Consider the following 16,135-nt stretch of genomic DNA (forward strand, 5'->3'; position numbering starts at 1 on the left):
GAGTTAATTAGCCCGAAATTATTGATGTCAGGGAGGTGCCAGACTCCCGCATTCGAAAACGGCGAGTTGGATAAAACTGTAACGGTCGGTTTGAGCCGCAGGCAATAGTCGTCCCGCCAAATGCCCCCGAGAGCCCGCGAGAGGCTCTTTTTGGGGTGTCTGATGTTTTCACGTGATCTAACCAGCGCGTCGAGCAGAGATACGATTGACGGCTTCGATGCGATCGCCAGTGCGCTCGATCGGGGCCTCGATCCCGCCGAATGCAAGAGCTCAAGGCTTGTCGACTTCCTGGCTATTGCGGCCGGCTGGCTCGTTCTTGGGGCGATTATTCTTTACCCCAGCCTCCAACTTGCTGCGATCGTGATCTGCGCGGCCTTCCTCGGCATGCGCTCGTTCGTACGTATTATCCTTGGGCCAAGCCCGGCCGAAAATCAGCAGCCCGAACGCCAGACGATGCTGGCGGCCTAACTATTCGGCTCCGGCGCCATCAGCCGCCACGGCCGGCCGTGGCAGGGTGAGGTCGCCCATGTGCACGGGGTAAGAGTGCGAAGTCTTATCCCACACGAGGGTCGTGCCGGATATCCGGTGGCTCAGATAAATGCGCACGGCGCGCCAGGTCGCGAAGAAGTTGACGAAATTGCCAACGACAAGCCTCGGCGCGGCCATCAGGGCGTGACGCACATTGTAGATCATGCCCGTGAACGTCATTCGGTTGAACAGCCGCCAGACCAGAAACAGGAAGTTCACAAAGAACAGCCACATCGCCCAATTCTGGTTCAGCAGGGTATAAACAAACTGCTTTTCGGGATCGAAGACTGCCCGATAGAGTTCGAATATCGTCAGATTGGCGAGCGCAAAATAGGCGAGCATGACGGCCGGGCTGGTGATGACGCCCTTCCTGTCACGCGCCAGGAAATACTTGGTCCCGAGAGAGCCTTTCCAGCCGTGCTCATGTGAGCCCTGGAATACGATGCCGAGCAACCAGCGCGCGCGCTGGCGATACGCGGCTTCCAGGCCTGAGGGAAAGAATTCGCGGGTTGCCACGGGAAGCGACCGGTAGAGAATCCCCGGGTTGCCGCTATCGATGTCGATATCGATCGCATAGTTGGCCGGATAGGCAATGAATGCGGAATTGAACCCGAGCTCCGAGACGCGGAACGCGATGTCATAGTCTTCCGTGAACGACGATGTGCGGAAAGCCTCGCCGTGATTCTGATCGTTGAGGTGCTGGATCGCCTCCCGGCTGAAGCATGCCGAGACGCCGGCACAGGGAATGACGCCGCTGATCCGCTGCCGGACCTCGAGGTCCTTGGTATGCATCTCGGCGAATTCATCCATGTAGAGGCCCGCGATCAGCGAGGTGATCGGCCGGGAGAACGAGTAAACCGGCAACTGGATGAAGTCGTGGATGTCGACCAGCTTGTTGAAGAGCTTTAGCTCCAGCGGATGAATGAGGTCTTCGGAATCGTGCATCACGAGTCCCGCAAACCTGATCTTGTGCTCGGCCTCGAACATGAAGATGTCGGAGATCGTCTGGTTCAGGCAGTCGGCCTTGCTGGTTGGACCGTCATGCGGGACCAGAACCATGTGGATGTTCTTGTACAGCCCCTGCGCCTTGCGCACCTCGGCCTGGGTGAGGGGATCGTTCAGATAAACGCCGACAAAGTAATGCGCGTGATTGTAGCGCACGAGCCGGGAGTTCGACGAAAGCATCGAAAAAATGACGTCGTGCTCCTTCCAGCACGGCACCATGATGGCGATCGGGCGCTCGGGGATTTGCTCGAGTATTTCAACGCTCGGCAACCCCTTGGACTTGCTGTCCGCCGTGCCGAGCAGCCTGCTGCTCCAGTACATCAGGTCCACCACGAGATCGTCGATGCTGGAAATCGCGATGATCACACCCGCGATCAGCATCAGGATCTCGACGACATAGAGATATTGGAAGATGAAAGGGAGGGCTTGTGTCATTTGTCAGGACGCGTGCTGAAGCTGAACGATATCGGCGGCGCGCGTCTGCGGCGGCAGGCCGAATTGCCGGTAGAGAGCGTCGACGATCCGCTTGCTGGCGTGACCATCTCCATAGGGAAACACCGGCCGGGCCATGCGAGTATATTTCGCCCTGTTGTTGCGCAGTTCGAACAACGCCCCGAAGACCGCTTGGCGGGAAGTCCCGATCAACTCGACAACCCCCGATGCCACCGCCTCGGGCCTCTCGGTTACATCGCGCAACACCAGAACGGGCTTGCCAAGCGCTGGCGCCTCTTCTTGAAGGCCACCGCTGTCAGTCACGACGCACCATGCATTTTGTATTGCGGCGACGACGTCGCGGTAACCCAGTGGATCGACCAGCCTGATTCGGGGATGCCCCGAAAGAATCTCGATAGCGGTTTCGCGCGCGTTTGGATTGGGATGAACCGGAAAATACACGGCGACGTCGGGGGTGAGATCGACGAAGGCCCTGATCGCGGTGAACGCATCGCGTAACGGCGCGCCAAAATTTTCACGCCGATGCGCGGTGAGGAGAATGGTCCGTAGCCTCGGAAAGTCGGCGGGTAGCGCCGGCCTTGAAGCGGCGACTTCGAGCAACGAGTCGATTACGGTGTTTCCCGAAACGATAATCTTGTCCTGCGCAATGTTCTCGCGCGCGAGGTTCTGTGCCGCCGCCGAGGTGGGCGCGCAGTGGAGAGAAGTGGATACGGCGATCGAACGGCGGTGAAATTCTTCGGGGAAGGGCGCGTCAAGGCTTGGCGTGCGCAGCCCAGCCTCTACATGCACAAAGGGAATCTTGCGGTAGAACGCCGCAATCGACGATGCATAGGCGGTGGTCGTGTCGCCCTGGGCCAGAACGCAATCCGGGCGAACCTGCCCGAAATACCGGTCCAGACGGCGAATGAGCAGGCTGGCGAGAACTGACGGCGTGTGACAATTACTTCGATGGCGGATCGAGAGGTCAGGGCGGAGGTCGAATTCGGCAAGGGTGCTGTCGAGAAGATCGCTCTGCTGGCCGGACGTTACGACCCGAACGGTCGCCCATGCGGCATCGCGCAGGCGGCGGACGATAGGGGCCACCTTGATGACTTCAGGGCGGGTGCCAATCACAAAAACAAAAGTGCGGACAGGCGTTGAGTTGCTGAAATGCTCTCTGCGTGGGTGATGCATACCGTGCTTTCTAGATCGCATCGTCCCCACGACACGACAACCGAAATGCCGTTACATCACCACTAAACCCGACGGCACGATTAGGAATCGCCGGCAATCTAGCCCGCAGCCCTAAACCAGACAATTGATTTAAATGGATTTTCGGAGAATACCGTAGAAGTCCGGAGAAGACTTTGGATGCATGGTAAATGCTCGCACGTTTTTTCTGCGAGAGCATAACGCTTAACCATCAAGCGACGCCCGGAATAGATTTCTGACTGGGGCGAAAGCGATCCGGTTGGGGCAGCGTGCGACCGTTACGGATCATGCAACTGCCAAGGCCAGTTAGTTAATTCTGGTTTCGCTTTACAAGAGGCATTTGTGAATTGGTCGTCTGCAAAGCACTGGCGTTCACGCCCCGGTTGTGAAGAGAGCGGTCGGGCGGACGCCCGAAAGAAATGATGATGTCGAGTTCTGCCCTGCGAACCTCTTTGCGAAGCTGCTGAACCTCGAGATAGGTTTTTGCAATATCGATCGGCATAAATGGATCTCAACCCAGCAACCCGAATTGAATTATAAACTTATCAGTCGGGTCACAACGTAACGATGAAACCGGCAATGGCGTACGAGTGCTATGCCATACAAATGGGCTTGCCTGGTATCGGTGATTTTCGCGGCGCTGCGATAGCCGGTGGAAGACTCGACGCTTGCGGGCTGCCGTTATTTACCGCAGGACGCCCTGTTTTACCGCAAAGGCAAAACGATCGACGAATGTCTCAAGGCCGTCTCGTTGATATCCCTCGAGATTCTCGGCGGCCGAGCGAAGGGAGGGGTGCGGCCGCTGCTCAATCGCGTCCAGGTCCGCGGAAACCGCCTCAAGGGCGTATCGCAATCGTCGCAAATCGGAACTAAGTTTTGTATCCACGGCCGCCACCGTTGGAAATAGAATTAATCAATTAAAGTTTAAAGCTAGAATATAATATTGCGGCGGTCAATGCCCAGGGGAAAAGTATCAGCGATTTTAGGGCCTTACCCCGTAAAATCCCGGCTCCTCGCGATTTGATCCGGCGAACGCGTGACATGAAGGTGTCATCCCACTTTTGCAGTCGCTGCCCATGATCCGACGGACGCGACCCGCGTCGCATCGATGCCAATTGAAAAATCAAAACATCGGTCATCGAAAATATGGACAGGAGAGTTTCGTGAGACGATCGTTTCAGACAGCAGCGATAGCGTTGCTGTTCGCCACGGCATTTTCGCCGGCGCAAGCCGTGGTGGTGGGTACGGCCAACCCGAATCCCCTTAACACCAATTCGGCGCCGTTCGGCAGCGCCCAGTCCGGCTACATCTATCAGCAGGTCTATGACGACAGCGCTTTCAGTTCGGCGCTCGCGATCAGCGAGCTGACCTTCTACAACAAGGTCAATCCCGGCGGCACGCCGAATTCAGGAAACTTCCGGATCTATCTGTCGACGACGTCGCAGCAGGTCGGCGCGATCGCCAACAACATTCCGGATTTCAGCTCAGCCACATTGGTGTTTGACGGTCTGGCACCTTCGGTTTCCGATGGCGAACTTGATTTCCTGTTGTCGACGACGTTCAACTACGATCCGTCGAGCGGCAAGAATCTGCTGATGATCGTCACGAACTGGGATCTCAGCTCGTCGAGATCGCCACTGTACCTCGATTCCGACACCACCAACACCGTGACGAGCTCACGCCAGTACAGCGGTCCGAACGGACCCGGTGGCAATCTGAGCACCGGCCTCGTCACCGGCTTCAACGAGCATGTCGCGGCCGTTCCCGAGCCGTCGACCTGGGCGATGATGATTCTCGGCTTTGTCGGTGTTGGATTCCTGACTTACCGACGGCGATACGGCGCCAACGCGGCTGCCTGATCGCATCGCATATTGACCTGGAACGCGAAGGCCGCCTTACAGGCGGCCTTTTCGCGTGTTGCGCGGGACCGCCTGCCACGCCTTTGCTTATGAGCTGGTATACCGCCACACGCTGGCTTCGTAGCCATCGATGACTTGCGTGGTGTGGGTAAACTCCTCGAGCTGACGCAACGGCTCGATGATCTTGCGCGCCACCAGCACGGTGTTGGGTTCGGCGTTCTTCTGCATGTGCCCGGCGACGTCGATGACGCGATCGGAGATCGTCTCGAGGGGAGTCGAGTCGTCGAAATAAACCAGGCCCGCGTTCACGCCGCAACGAACGGCGAAATCCGCCTTGGACAGTTTCACCTCGCGGTTGAACACCTTGAGGCTCTTGATGACGTCCTTGCCTGATTGGCAGGCGTCCTCGACATGGGCAAAGCATGCCATCACGCCGTCGGGCGTCCATGCCGTCTTCAACACGCCCCTGGCGCGAAAGATGCGCTCCACGAGCTTTCGATACTCTTCGAAGTCATATTGGATCGAAGCGGGATCTTCTCCGGCCTTCATCCCCGCCGAGCCGACCACATCGATGGCAAGGAAGGCGACTTCGCGGCCGAACGTGTCGAGCTTCTTCTTGGTCTCGGCAAATACCCGCAACAACTCCTGGCGGTTCACGGCCTTGCCGCTTTCCGCCATTCGCAGCGTTGTTTCCAGCTCGGCGTCGAGCCTGGAGCCCGGCTTCACGCCCTCTTTCCGGCGCCAAGCCTGGGCCGACTTCCGTAACAGCCGCCGGCTCTGGGCGGCTTGCGAGCGCTGGGCGAGGGCGCCCGAGAAAATAGTGACGGCAATGGCGAGGCCGATCAGGATCCAGTCGGATCGATCGCTGCCGGCAATGTTGGTCGGCACATATCGATGCAGCACCGGCACCGATTTACTGAGAATGTATTCGCGCGCCTCGAACAGCTTCGCCGGAACCGTTGCGTTTCTTGGATTGTCGAACAGGACAAACAGCTTCGGGCCCAGCAGAACAATGATCAGGGCAAATGTTGCAACGCCTAGAAGTTTCCTGAGTCCAAACAGCACGTGAACCAGGATCGATTTAGGAGCTTCATGATGAACCACTTTGATTGTCCCCGGGCCGAGCGGGCGAGACGCTCAGCCAGCCGCCCGATCGGCTTATAGCTCGCCATCCGCTTGAGTGGCAAATCACCCCGCGCGGTCAGGGGCATAGTCCTCGAGATCCCGTCGGCGGCGTTGCTGTCAGGTCGATGGTGGCTTTTCGTCCGCGCCGGCAGCGGCCGGCCCCAGGGCGGACATCGCCGCAGCCTTCAAGCGGATCGGATCGCGTTCGCCGTCGCCGGCCACCTTCAAGATCGTTGCAGCGAGTGATCGAAGCTGCTGGTCCGATACCGGTTCGGGCAAGGAAGCTTCGGCACCTTCCAAGGCCTTCGACATCAGCTCGATCGTTTGCGGACCAAAGGAGGGGCCGCCAAATTTGCCGTGGTCCAGCTCCTCGATAATCCGGCGGGCCTTTCCGCGCTGGCCGGCTTCCTCAGCCTCGAGATTCGTCGCGGCATTCTGCGAAGCTTCGGGCTTCGTATCGGACACAGAACTCCCGCCTGGGTGCATGAGCTTTTCAGGCACAAACAGTTCAAGAGCAAATTTCAAGGTGTCTCGAAATCTCATCTTGCTTCGGCCCTGTCGTCACCTCGGCATATGCTTGGCAAGTCTATACGGTTGCGCGGTCGTTGCTATTTCACAAAATCCGAATCATTTAGGAATCCAGCCTTTCGTTTTTTCAAAAAAATGCAACGTTGTTGATCGGGCAGCGGTTCGGTAGGCTGTACAAAACTCCCTTTCCACCGTTGGGCTGGCGGTCTGCCGGTCTGGCGAACAGCGTGGCGAAACCGGTACGCCCAAGGAGACTCGATATGGCACGAGCTTTCAAGGTTCGTTCCGCCGAGCGCGATGCTCAGACCGACAACGAACGGCTCGGCTCAATTTCGGCCGCTATCGAGGCCGCGCTCGCTTCCATCCAGAAGGAGAGGGACGCGCTACGCGCGCGCGTCGATGCGGCGCGCGATCAGGCTGCCTTTGCCACCGGCACTGATTACGATGAATATCTGACGCGGGACGCCAAGGACGCCGCCAGGATCAAGGAATACGAACAGCAAATGGCAAGCGGTGAAAAACGCACGCAGGAGCTGGAACGTCAGCTTGGCGGTCTGGGTGCCGTTCAGGAAGTCTTCAGCCGGTATTTCGCTGACAAGGTGCGGTAAATTGTGCTGCGGAAATCGCGGATAATCCGCGTTTAAATGGTATTTTCGGGATTATACCCGCTCTGAGTGCCGAATATTGAGCCGGGACCGCAACTGCAAATAAGCCGGCCGGCTCGTCAACCCCAGGAAATACCCGACCTGAACGGTGATGAGGGGGAGCGCCACGACGGCCAAACCGTCCAGCAAACCCTGGCCGTTGGCCCAGGCCGAGACGATGTAAGCGCCGGCGCCCAATACCGACAGCGGCAGCAGCGCCAGAATATTAAAATGAAGGCCCACATATATGCCGGCACCGCAGGCGAGAATGGGCAGCATATGTTAACTCGTTCCAGAACGCGGTTAAAAGCGGATTCAAACCGATTAAATGTTGCGTCGCACTCCCGCCGAGTGTATGGTCACTGATATTAACGAAGAGTTACTTGGGCCTTTTAAGGTCTGTCGGATTTATGGTTCGTGGCCAATAATCTGACAGTTGTACCAGTAATACTGCGCGGGCATTTTTCTCATGTCGATCGGGGCGGATATCGGCAACAAGGTAGGTCAGCTCGACCAATCCGCTGGCGGTCCTCCCGCCCGTTTCTCGAGCAACGCAGTTCCCTATCTCTTGTCGACCGCAGATGCGTTCGTGATTTTGCTGTCCAGCGTGGCAGGCGGCATCGGCTATCAGTTGACCGTCGGCAACTCGGTACCGAACATTCTCCCGCATTGCGCAGTCGGGCTGTTGGCGAGCTTCATTCACATCCTGCGCATGAGCGGCAGCGGCTATTACGATTTTCCTGACAGCGCCAAACCGCGCGTCGAGATCGGCGAAATACTGATCTGCTGGTTCACGACAGGGTTGCTGCTCGCGTTCTTTGCCTTTCTGCTCAAGGTCGGCGTCGATTATTCGCGCGGCGCCTTTGTGGTGTTTTATTTCGTCGCGCCAGTAGGATTGCTCGCCGTCAGGAAGGGTACCAAGTTGGCCCTGGCGGCGGCTGTTTCGCGCGGCGTGATCGGCCGGCGGGACATCGTGCTGATCGGCGACTTCCACGAGATCGCTGCGTTGGAGCCGCGAGATCTCCTGGTTTTCTTCGGCACTTCCGAAGTCAGCCGTTTCACGCTCAGTTCGGAACACGATCTCGCGAAGCGCGACTCGACCGACGTCAACGTCATCAACGCAGCCGCAAACTTCGTCAGGCGCAACAATTGCAGGGAAGTGATGCTTGCGATGCCCTGGGAGGACGCGGGCCGGCTTGAGTTCATCCGCGAGCACATCAAGTCGCTTCCGGTTGCGGTGCGGCTCTTGCCGGATATGCGGGTTAGAACGTTGACGAATTATGCGTCATCGGCGCGCCAGCGCGTCCTGGCCATCGAGATTCAGCGCGCGCCGCTCAGTGCCGCGGAACGGTTCGTCAAACGCGTGATGGACATTGTGATCGCGGCGCTGGCGCTGGTATTCTTCCTGCCCATCATGGCGCTCACGGCCATCGCCATCAAGCTGGACAGCCCCGGGCCGGTTATTTTCCGGCAATTCCGTAAGGGATTTAATGGCAAGCAATTTATGATGTTCAAATTCCGCACCATGACGGTGCAGGAAAATGGGCCCGCTGTTGTGCAGGCCACCCGCGACGATCCCCGGGTGACGTCCATCGGCCGGCTGTTGCGATCGGCGAGCATCGACGAATTGCCGCAGCTATTGAACGTCCTTAAGGGAGATATGTCCCTGATCGGTCCGCGTCCGCATGCATTGGCCCATGACAACTATTTCGAGACGGTGTTGAGCGAGTATGCGTTCAGGCATCACGTCAAGCCCGGCATGACCGGGTGGGCGCAATGCAACGGCGCGCGCGGGGGCACACCTACGATCGAGCACATTTCCGAACGCGTAAAGCTCGACCTCTGGTACATCAACAATTGGAGCCTGTGGCTGGACATCCAGATATTGATCAAGACCTTTTTCGAGGTATTGCGTAAGCGCAACGCCTACTGATTGCTATCAAATGAGGGAATCTTCGTCGCGCACTGAACCATAGGTTGCGAGCGCCGTGGCGGGGAACTTCGCCATCGGCGGCTCAGTGACATCAGATGTGCCCGTGCGGTGCCGTTGAGTCTCGGAAAATTCCGGGCCTCCTCACGATTTGACGGGCATATGAACGGTTTGATGCTTAGCAAACCGCATTCTGCGGCGATTTGTCCCCCAAATTAACAATTTTACTGGAAAGGGCCGGTGCCGGACTTATAGTTTGTTACGAATCGTGATGGTCGCGGGTGGGATGAACAAGAAGCCAAATTTCGATGGAATGTCGGTAGACGAGTTATGGCAGCTCCATGAGGAGCTCAGTCAGGTGCTCTCGGTTCGATTGACGTCGGAAAAGCGTGAGCTCGAGAAGCGGTTGGCGCAACTTCGGCGCGAGAAGGAGATGCGTCAAACGGAAGCCGCGGACCCGCAAAGGGCACCGCGTGAGCGCCGCAAGTACCCGCGCGTATTCCCAAAATATCGAAATCCCGAGGAGCCCTCCGAAACCTGGTCGGGGCGCGGCAAGCAGCCTCGCTGGCTCACGGCCGCTCTGAAGACCGGGCACAAGATCGAGGAGTTCGTGATTGGCAAGCCGGAAGCCGGCGGCGAAAGTCCTCGACGCCGCCGCGCATAGCCCTCTTTTTGCTGGCTGCGAGACCCTGTCATCGGAGGTCCCATGAAGCTCGCGCTCTGTGCTGCATTGTCCCTGCTGCTGATCGGAACTGCCGCGGCGGGGCAAAACAACGTCTCGATCGGCAAATTGCGCCTGGCCGATGCCGCCACCGACGCCTGCTTAGCCAATTGCGCCAGCCAGAACGACGCCTGCAAACGCGTATGCCCAACCACGCTCGGCGCTCCCTGCCAGAGCGCATGTGACAGCCAGGCCCAAACGTGCCGGCAAGGCTGCCAGAATAGGTAGCGATGACCGGTCGCGACGCTCTCGATCGGGCGGATGCGCTACGTTGCGACTAGATTAGAGCCTTTTCGATTCTGATTGCATCAGAACCGGGCTCTAGATTCTTGTTTTGACGCGTTTTCTTGACGCGAGCCGGTGTCCACTTCGCTCGAAACGCTCGAACGTAAGCCTTTCAAGATTATTGCCAGCGGAGGTTGGCAGACAGGCGGCCCACCGCAATGTGGTCCTTGAGCGTCTTGAGCCGCATCAAGGAGGACGAGCGAAACTCCTTGTCCGAGAAGCCCATTCCTTTCAGTCCGGCGTAAAGATTTTTGACGGACTGAGCGAGCGGGACCGCGGGAAGATGAGCAGGAGCCAGTTCGGCAAACAGTGAAAAATCAACCTGATAGGAGCGCAGGTCCGGCGGCGCCGCCGTGTTGATGCTCACCCTTGTTCCGGGCAGTTCGGCCGCCACCACGTTGGCCAGGTCGCGTACCTGATAATTTCCCGCGTTGCTGCCGGCGTTGACCACGAGAACCCGTCCGCCTCGGTCGGCATCGCGCCCGATGGCCCATTCAATAGCCCGAGCCATATCCGCGACGTCGATCAGCGGCCGCCACGGCGTCCCGTCGCTGAGCACCGTGATCTCGCCGGTGGCGAGCGCACTAGCGACAAAATCGTTCAAGACGAGGTCGAGCCGCAGGCGATCCGACATGCCGCAAGCGGTCGCAAACCTCAGGCACGTGACCGTCATTTCACCCGCGTTGCTCGCGCGGAGCGCGTTTTCCATGGCGACCTTGGAGCGCGCATAGGCGGTGAGGGGATTGAGCGAATCGCTTTCGCGCTTGGGGCGACCTTCGGCCGCGCCGTAAATGCTGCAGCTCGAAGCGAATACGAAGCGGCCAACGCCGCGCTGCTCCGCCATCTGCGCCAGCGCAACGCTGGCCTTCTCGTTGATCGCTTCGGTGACGCCTTCGAATTCCTTGCCCATCGGATCGTTGGAGATCGCCGCCAAATGGACGACGACATCGACACCATCGAGCAGTTCCGGCGGAAAGTTTCTGATGTCGCCGAAATGCACACGATCCAGCAGTGACTCGGGCAACCTGGCCGCCCCTGTAAGATTGTGGGCAAAGAATGCGGTATCGAAGCCGATCAATTCGGCGTCTGGAAATTTCTGCCGGACGTGGCGCGTAAGGATGGGGCCGACATAACCCATCGAACCGGTAATAAGAATGCGCATGGAATCCTTCTTCTTTACCATTTTTTCCAGGGAGCCTTATTGCTTGACCAGAGATCCTCCAGATGGCGCCTGTCCCGGAGCGTATCCATCGGGTGCCAGAATCCGTCATGGAGGAACACGCTGAGCTGGCCTTCATTTGCCAGGTTCGTCATCGGTTCTTTTTCCCACACGGTGGCGTCGCCTTCGATGTAATCGCCGACCTTGGGCGAAAGCACGAAGAAGCCGCCATTGATCCAGTTGCCGTCGCCGCGCGGTTTTTCCTGGAAGCCGGTGACGCGGGGGCCCTGATGGTTGATGGCGCCGAAGCGGCCGGGCGGCTGCGTGCCGGTCACGGTCGCCAGGCGTCCCTCGCGGCGATGGAAGGCGATGCTTTCGGTGATGTCGATGTCGGCCACGCCGTCGCCATAGGTCAGGCAGAAGGCGTCGTCGTCGCCGATGTAGGGGAGGATTCGCTTGATGCGCCCGCCGATCATGGTTTCTTCGCCGGTGTCGATCAACGTCACTCGCCACGGTTCGGCGTGTTTCTCCAGAACCTCCATCCTGTTTTCGCGAAGGTCGAAGGTGACGTTCGACTGATGCAGGAAGTAGTTGGAAAAATATTCCTTGATGACGTAGCCCTTGTAGCCAAGGCAGATGATGAAGTCGTTGATCCCATGGCTGCTGTAGATCTTCATGATGTGCCACAGGATCGGCTTGCCGCCGATTTCGATCATCGGCTTGGGACGAACGTCGGTCTCCTCGGCAAATCGGGTTCCCAGGCCTCCGGCCAGCAATACTGCGCGCATTAATTTGCCACTCAATACGTTGAGATTAATAGGTTTGGCGATATTCACTACATGAAATGGCGAGGCCATGCGAGGCCGCACCGTCATTTCGTGACAGAATGGTTTATTTGATTTAGCCCGTCAATTTACGGGTTCCTTGGCGGGAACGACGAGCGAAGCGATCCCGCGATAGGGGACGTTGAGATTGAATGCGGCCGAGTAAGGTTGACCGGTTAGCTTAATCGACGGCTTTGATTGAGCCGTTCACGGGTGAAGCTATGATAAAGCATGAAACGAAATCGTCCGTATCGAAAAATCGTCACCAAGCGTAAATCGCGGGCTCGGCCCGAAGATCTCGCGCAAAAATATCGGGAAGTATGCGAACTCCGGCGCAAGCTTGAATGCGTTACAGCCGAGGTATTCTCCTTTCGTCGTCTCAGACCAGTTGAAATGTGAACGCGCCATCGTCTGCGTCGGCGCGGCTTGCCTTGAATGCCGGAGTTCAGTCCGATGAGCCGCGATAACCTGTTTCAGAGCACGTCGTTCAGCCCGGAGCGGGCCTGGGCGGATACCTGGCACCTCTGGACGGTCATGGTCCCGAGGCGCTCGATTACCGGACGGCTGCTGTGGGGCAAGGTGTGGCGCCGGCACGATGGCAGGCGCTGGATCTACAAGAAGTTCGTCGAATACGAGCCCGACGATCTCGTTTAAATGGATTGACTGCTTCGCTCAGGCCCTGCGGGACACGCCGTTACGGCGTTCCGAGCGCAAGGCCAGTGCAACGCCGATGGCCATGACGGTCATCGTCGCCAGCAGACTGGCTGGCGCGGTGCAATTAATGCACGTTCCAACGATCGAGAAGGTCTCGCTCACGGGAGCGGCGACAAGGTTCATCATACCGTCATCCTGATATTCAGGCTCGAAAATGCCGAGCCGGAATTAAATATAGCAGCTCCGTCCCGGTTCAGCCAGCCGCAGCCCTGGTTCCAGAGCGATCGGCGACGAGGCTTGACGCAGGTTTATTAATGGGTCCGAAGCGGACCCATTATCTCGCTGATTAATCTCGCTGCAAGCGCATTTGCGGGCATTCACGGCGCCCGGGGCGTCCGATATTCCGGCAGATTTACTGTCGATTAACCATGATGTTTTACCGAATATTTACGCGCCAAAATGCTCCGCGGCGCGAAGTGGTTGGGGGTTTACTTTGTTGCCTTCTCGTAGCCTTGCGACGAGATTAACCGCCTGTTTGGCGGCAATACACGTTGTGTCGGGCTGCACCACCCCCATCGCGACGCCCCTGACCACGGTGTCGCAACCCAGATTGACGGCGGGACAGCCCGTTTCCCTCGAGCAAACCTATGCGTATGACGGCGGCCCCACGGGCGCCGTGCCGCTTCCGTCACCCTCATCGCAGGCCGTTGCGGTCATGGATGGCGGCAACGGCAGTATGATCGGCGGCACCTATTCGAAGCGGAAGGCCGTCGGCGCTGATGGCAACGTGGTTCTCAATCTGGCCAGCGTTCCCCTTCAGCAAGCCGCCAAGACCGTTCTCGGCGACATGATCGGCGTGAACTACGTCGTCGATCCTCGCGTCGACGGCGTTATTTCCGTGCAAACGACGCGTCCGGTCAGCAAGGCCGAGGCGCTGGAGATGTTTCAGACCGCACTGGCGCCGATCGGCGCGGTGCTGGTGCAGAGCCGCGGCACCTACCGGATTGCGCCGGCCGACCAGGCCGCCACGGGCGCGATCGTGACTGGTGACGGTCCAGCCGACAGCGCCATCGCCGGCAACGGCGTTCGCGTGGTTTCCCTGAAATACGTTTCCGCGACCGAAGTCGCGCGCGTGCTCGAGCCGATGGTGCCGAAAGGCGCCATCGTGCAGGCCGACGATGCGCGCAACATTCTCGCTCTCAAGGGCTCGCCGGCGGAAATCGAAAGCATGCTGGATTCGATTTCGGTCTTCGATGTCGATGTCATGAAGGGCATGTCGTTTGCTGTGGTCCCGGTGAAAACGGCGCAGCCGGAGAAGATGGTCGACGAGTTGAAAGCGATCTTCGCGTCCGAAAAGGAAGGGCCGCTCAAGGGGCGCGTGAGGTTCATCGCAAACACCCGGCTCGGCGCGATTTTGGTCGTAACGTCGCAGCCGAGCTATTTGCCGAGAGCACAGACCTGGATCAGGCGGCTCGACGCCAAGGCGGCCGGCTCCGAGCGGCAGCTTCACGTCTATCAGGTGCAGAACCGGCCGGTGGCAGAACTCGCCGGCGTGCTGCAGTCGATGTTCTCGAACGAAATGAAAGTGGTGAAGCAGCCAACGCGCAGCGTTTCGCCGCGATCGAAGCAGGCAAGCTTCTCCGGAAGCTCCGCCAGGTCGCCCGGACCGGGTGGCTCGGTGACGGATATGGATCAGGGCGCGGCGGCCGGGCTTCTCCGGGGTGGCGTCAATCCTGGCAACAACGATCTGCAGAGCCTGCAGCGCGCGCTGAACAACGAGCCGGATGCATTGACGGCGGATACGATGGAGCCGCCGCCGTCCGCGAACGGAGCGGGCGGCGAACCGCCGCTCAAGATCGTGGCCGACGAGACGAAAAACTCGCTGCTCATCATGGCCAACGACCGGGATTACCAGCGCGTGCTTCGCGTCATCCAGGGGTTGGATGTCGTGGCCAGTCAGGTCCTGATCGAAGCCGTCATTGCCGAAGTGACGCTTAACGACAAGCTGCAGTATGGCGTGCAATGGCAGCTATCGAAGAAGGGAACGCCGACCGCCTCGTTCTCGAACGCGCTGACCGGCGGCGTCGCATCCGTCTTTCCCGGATTCAACTATGCCGTCAACGCAGCCAGCATAGCGTCGACGCTCAGCGCATTGAACGCGATTACACGCGTCAACGTCATTTCGACGCCCTCGCTGATGGTTCTCGACAACAAGACGGCGAGGCTGCAGATCGGCGATCAGGTGCCGATCACCACGCAGACCGCGACCAGCACGGTGACGGCGCAAACGGCGATCGTCAATTCAATCACGATGCAGGACACCGGCGTCATCCTGTCGGTGACGCCGCGCATCAACGAGAGCGGCAGAGTGCAGCTCGAGATCGAACAGGAAGTGAGCGCCGTGGTGAAAACCACGTCATCCGGGATCGACTCGCCGACCATCCAGCAGCGCCGCGTGAAGACCACCGTCGTCGTCAATGACGGCGAGGTCCTCGCGCTCGGCGGGATGATCCAGGAGCAGGCCAGCAAGACCAGTAACCAGATCCCGCTGCTCGGCGATATCCCCGGGCTCGGGGCCGCGTTCTCCAACCGGGGCGACCAGGTTCAGAAGACTGAGCTCGTCATCCTGATCACACCCAAGGTTGTCCGCGACGGCACGGAAGGCCGTCTCGTGACGGAAGAATACCGGCGCAAGATGCATGTCTACATGCCCCACACGACGTCGCGCGAGCGTACGCCGGCCAACACCATGCAGCGGATAATTTCACAGTGACGAAGCGACCCGCAGCCTGTTTGAGGAGTTTCTCGCTGCTGTCGAGCATGGCCTGCGTGCTGGCCGGCTGCGTGACCTATGCCTCTCCGATCATCGACCCGCCGCCGCCCTATGCCGTCTTGCCGGTCGATGAATCCATGAGTTGCAGCGGCATCGCCTCATCCTTCCGTTACGCGGCGCGGCGTGCCGCCCGGCTGGAATATTGGCTCGCGGTAGGGCCGCTGGCGGGCTACGGCTACGAACGCTATCCGCTCGATGCGCCCAAGCAGCTCATCGATGAACGCAGGCGGCTCGACGCGCTGGCGGATCTGCAGCGCTACAAGGGCTGCACCGTGATGGAGCCAGGTCCTGCCGTGGTCGAGGAGCGTTTGAAGCTCGAAGGCTCCGTCCGTCCGCCGCCTCCGCCGGTGCCACCTCTGCCGCCGCCGGTCATACTCAATTCCAAAGGCTAGTTTG

At 59.1% G+C, this 16,135-nt stretch carries 19 protein-coding genes; 10 read left to right on the forward strand and 9 right to left on the reverse strand.

Annotated elements, in window-relative coordinates:
- The first annotated feature begins 162 nt into the window (after window positions 1-162).
- Window positions 163-468 (forward strand): hypothetical protein, encoded by a 306-nt coding sequence (locus V1277_RS23105; protein ID WP_334418254.1) that lies wholly within the window; start codon window positions 163-165, stop codon window positions 466-468.
- Here the strand turns inward: V1277_RS23105 and V1277_RS23110 are convergent, their stop codons facing one another.
- From V1277_RS23110 to V1277_RS23120, 3 genes are all read right to left on the reverse strand, one after another.
- Complete coding sequence (locus tag V1277_RS23110; protein ID WP_334418255.1) at window positions 469-1,968, reverse strand: glycosyl transferase family protein; 1,500 nt, start codon at window positions 1,966-1,968, stop codon at window positions 469-471.
- Between the two features lie 3 nt (window positions 1,969-1,971).
- The gene (gene wecB, locus V1277_RS23115) at window positions 1,972-3,159 is read right to left on the reverse strand and encodes a non-hydrolyzing UDP-N-acetylglucosamine 2-epimerase (RefSeq protein ID WP_334418256.1); all 1,188 of its coding nucleotides are present in this window, start codon (window positions 3,157-3,159) and stop codon (window positions 1,972-1,974) included.
- Between the two features lie 328 nt (window positions 3,160-3,487).
- Entirely contained in the window at window positions 3,488-3,679 is a 192-nt protein-coding gene (locus V1277_RS23120; RefSeq protein WP_334418257.1) for a hypothetical protein, read from the reverse strand.
- A gap of 150 nt (window positions 3,680-3,829) precedes the next feature.
- On the opposite strand from V1277_RS23120, the gene V1277_RS23125 reads away from it, so the two are divergent.
- The gene (locus tag V1277_RS23125; RefSeq protein WP_334418258.1) at window positions 3,830-4,084 is read left to right on the forward strand and encodes a hypothetical protein; all 255 of its coding nucleotides are present in this window, start codon (window positions 3,830-3,832) and stop codon (window positions 4,082-4,084) included.
- 256 nt (window positions 4,085-4,340) lie between these two features.
- Window positions 4,341-5,036, forward strand: a complete 696-nt coding sequence (locus V1277_RS23130) for a PEPxxWA-CTERM sorting domain-containing protein (protein ID WP_334418259.1) — start codon at window positions 4,341-4,343, stop codon at window positions 5,034-5,036.
- 87 nt (window positions 5,037-5,123) lie between these two features.
- On the opposite strand, the gene V1277_RS23135 is transcribed toward V1277_RS23130, so the two are convergent.
- Together V1277_RS23135 and V1277_RS23140 are read right to left on the reverse strand one after the other, a co-directional pair.
- Window positions 5,124-6,140, reverse strand: a complete 1,017-nt coding sequence (locus V1277_RS23135; protein ID WP_334376791.1) for a hypothetical protein — start codon at window positions 6,138-6,140, stop codon at window positions 5,124-5,126.
- 138 nt (window positions 6,141-6,278) lie between these two features.
- Window positions 6,279-6,662, reverse strand: a complete 384-nt coding sequence (locus V1277_RS23140; protein WP_334418260.1) for a hypothetical protein — start codon at window positions 6,660-6,662, stop codon at window positions 6,279-6,281.
- Between the two features lie 254 nt (window positions 6,663-6,916).
- Here V1277_RS23140 and V1277_RS23145 point away from each other — a divergent pair, with 254 nt between their 5' ends.
- Entirely contained in the window at window positions 6,917-7,297 is a 381-nt protein-coding gene (locus V1277_RS23145; protein ID WP_334418261.1) for a hypothetical protein, read from the forward strand.
- A gap of 51 nt (window positions 7,298-7,348) precedes the next feature.
- Here V1277_RS23145 and V1277_RS23150 read toward each other — a convergent pair whose 3' ends face one another.
- Window positions 7,349-7,612 (reverse strand): hypothetical protein, encoded by a 264-nt coding sequence (locus V1277_RS23150; protein ID WP_334376787.1) that lies wholly within the window; start codon window positions 7,610-7,612, stop codon window positions 7,349-7,351.
- Window positions 7,613-7,802: 190 nt separating this feature from the next.
- On the opposite strand from V1277_RS23150, the gene V1277_RS23155 reads away from it, so the two are divergent.
- The 3 genes from V1277_RS23155 (at window position 7,803) to V1277_RS23165 (ending at window position 10,212) form a co-directional block, all read left to right on the forward strand.
- Window positions 7,803-9,266, forward strand: a complete 1,464-nt coding sequence (locus tag V1277_RS23155) for an undecaprenyl-phosphate glucose phosphotransferase (protein ID WP_334376785.1) — start codon at window positions 7,803-7,805, stop codon at window positions 9,264-9,266.
- 283 nt (window positions 9,267-9,549) lie between these two features.
- On the forward strand, window positions 9,550-9,927 hold the full coding sequence (locus V1277_RS23160) for an H-NS histone family protein (RefSeq protein ID WP_247515091.1): 378 nt from the start codon (window positions 9,550-9,552) through the stop codon (window positions 9,925-9,927).
- A 42-nt stretch (window positions 9,928-9,969) separates the two neighbouring features.
- A complete protein-coding gene (locus tag V1277_RS23165; protein WP_334418262.1) occupies window positions 9,970-10,212 on the forward strand; it encodes a hypothetical protein in 243 nt (80 codons plus the stop codon).
- Between the two features lie 175 nt (window positions 10,213-10,387).
- On the opposite strand, the gene V1277_RS23170 is transcribed toward V1277_RS23165, so the two are convergent.
- Together V1277_RS23170 and rfbF are read right to left on the reverse strand one after the other, a co-directional pair.
- On the reverse strand, window positions 10,388-11,431 hold the full coding sequence (locus tag V1277_RS23170) for an NAD-dependent epimerase/dehydratase family protein (protein ID WP_334418263.1): 1,044 nt from the start codon (window positions 11,429-11,431) through the stop codon (window positions 10,388-10,390).
- Window positions 11,432-11,445: 14 nt separating this feature from the next.
- Window positions 11,446-12,216, reverse strand: coding sequence for a glucose-1-phosphate cytidylyltransferase (gene rfbF / locus V1277_RS23175; RefSeq protein WP_334418264.1), 771 nt, complete (start codon window positions 12,214-12,216; stop codon window positions 11,446-11,448).
- 489 nt (window positions 12,217-12,705) lie between these two features.
- Between rfbF and V1277_RS23180 the strand changes: the two genes are divergently transcribed.
- A complete protein-coding gene (locus tag V1277_RS23180) occupies window positions 12,706-12,906 on the forward strand; it encodes a hypothetical protein (protein WP_334418265.1) in 201 nt (66 codons plus the stop codon).
- A gap of 18 nt (window positions 12,907-12,924) precedes the next feature.
- On the opposite strand, the gene V1277_RS23185 is transcribed toward V1277_RS23180, so the two are convergent.
- Window positions 12,925-13,092: a hypothetical protein gene (locus V1277_RS23185; protein WP_334418266.1), complete on the reverse strand. Its 168-nt coding sequence runs from the start codon at window positions 13,090-13,092 to the stop codon at window positions 12,925-12,927.
- A 367-nt stretch (window positions 13,093-13,459) separates the two neighbouring features.
- On the opposite strand from V1277_RS23185, the gene gspD reads away from it, so the two are divergent.
- Both gspD and V1277_RS23195 read left to right on the forward strand, forming a co-directional pair.
- On the forward strand, window positions 13,460-15,679 hold the full coding sequence (gene gspD / locus V1277_RS23190) for a type II secretion system secretin GspD (RefSeq protein ID WP_334418267.1): 2,220 nt from the start codon (window positions 13,460-13,462) through the stop codon (window positions 15,677-15,679).
- Window positions 15,676-16,131, forward strand: coding sequence for a hypothetical protein (locus V1277_RS23195; RefSeq protein ID WP_334418268.1), 456 nt, complete (start codon window positions 15,676-15,678; stop codon window positions 16,129-16,131). Before gspD ends, V1277_RS23195 begins: the two co-directional genes overlap by 4 nt.
- The last annotated feature ends 4 nt before the right edge of the window (window positions 16,132-16,135 follow it).

It is taken from the genome of Bradyrhizobium sp. AZCC 1588, from assembly GCF_036924735.1.
Classification (GTDB): Bacteria; Pseudomonadota; Alphaproteobacteria; order Rhizobiales; family Xanthobacteraceae; genus Bradyrhizobium.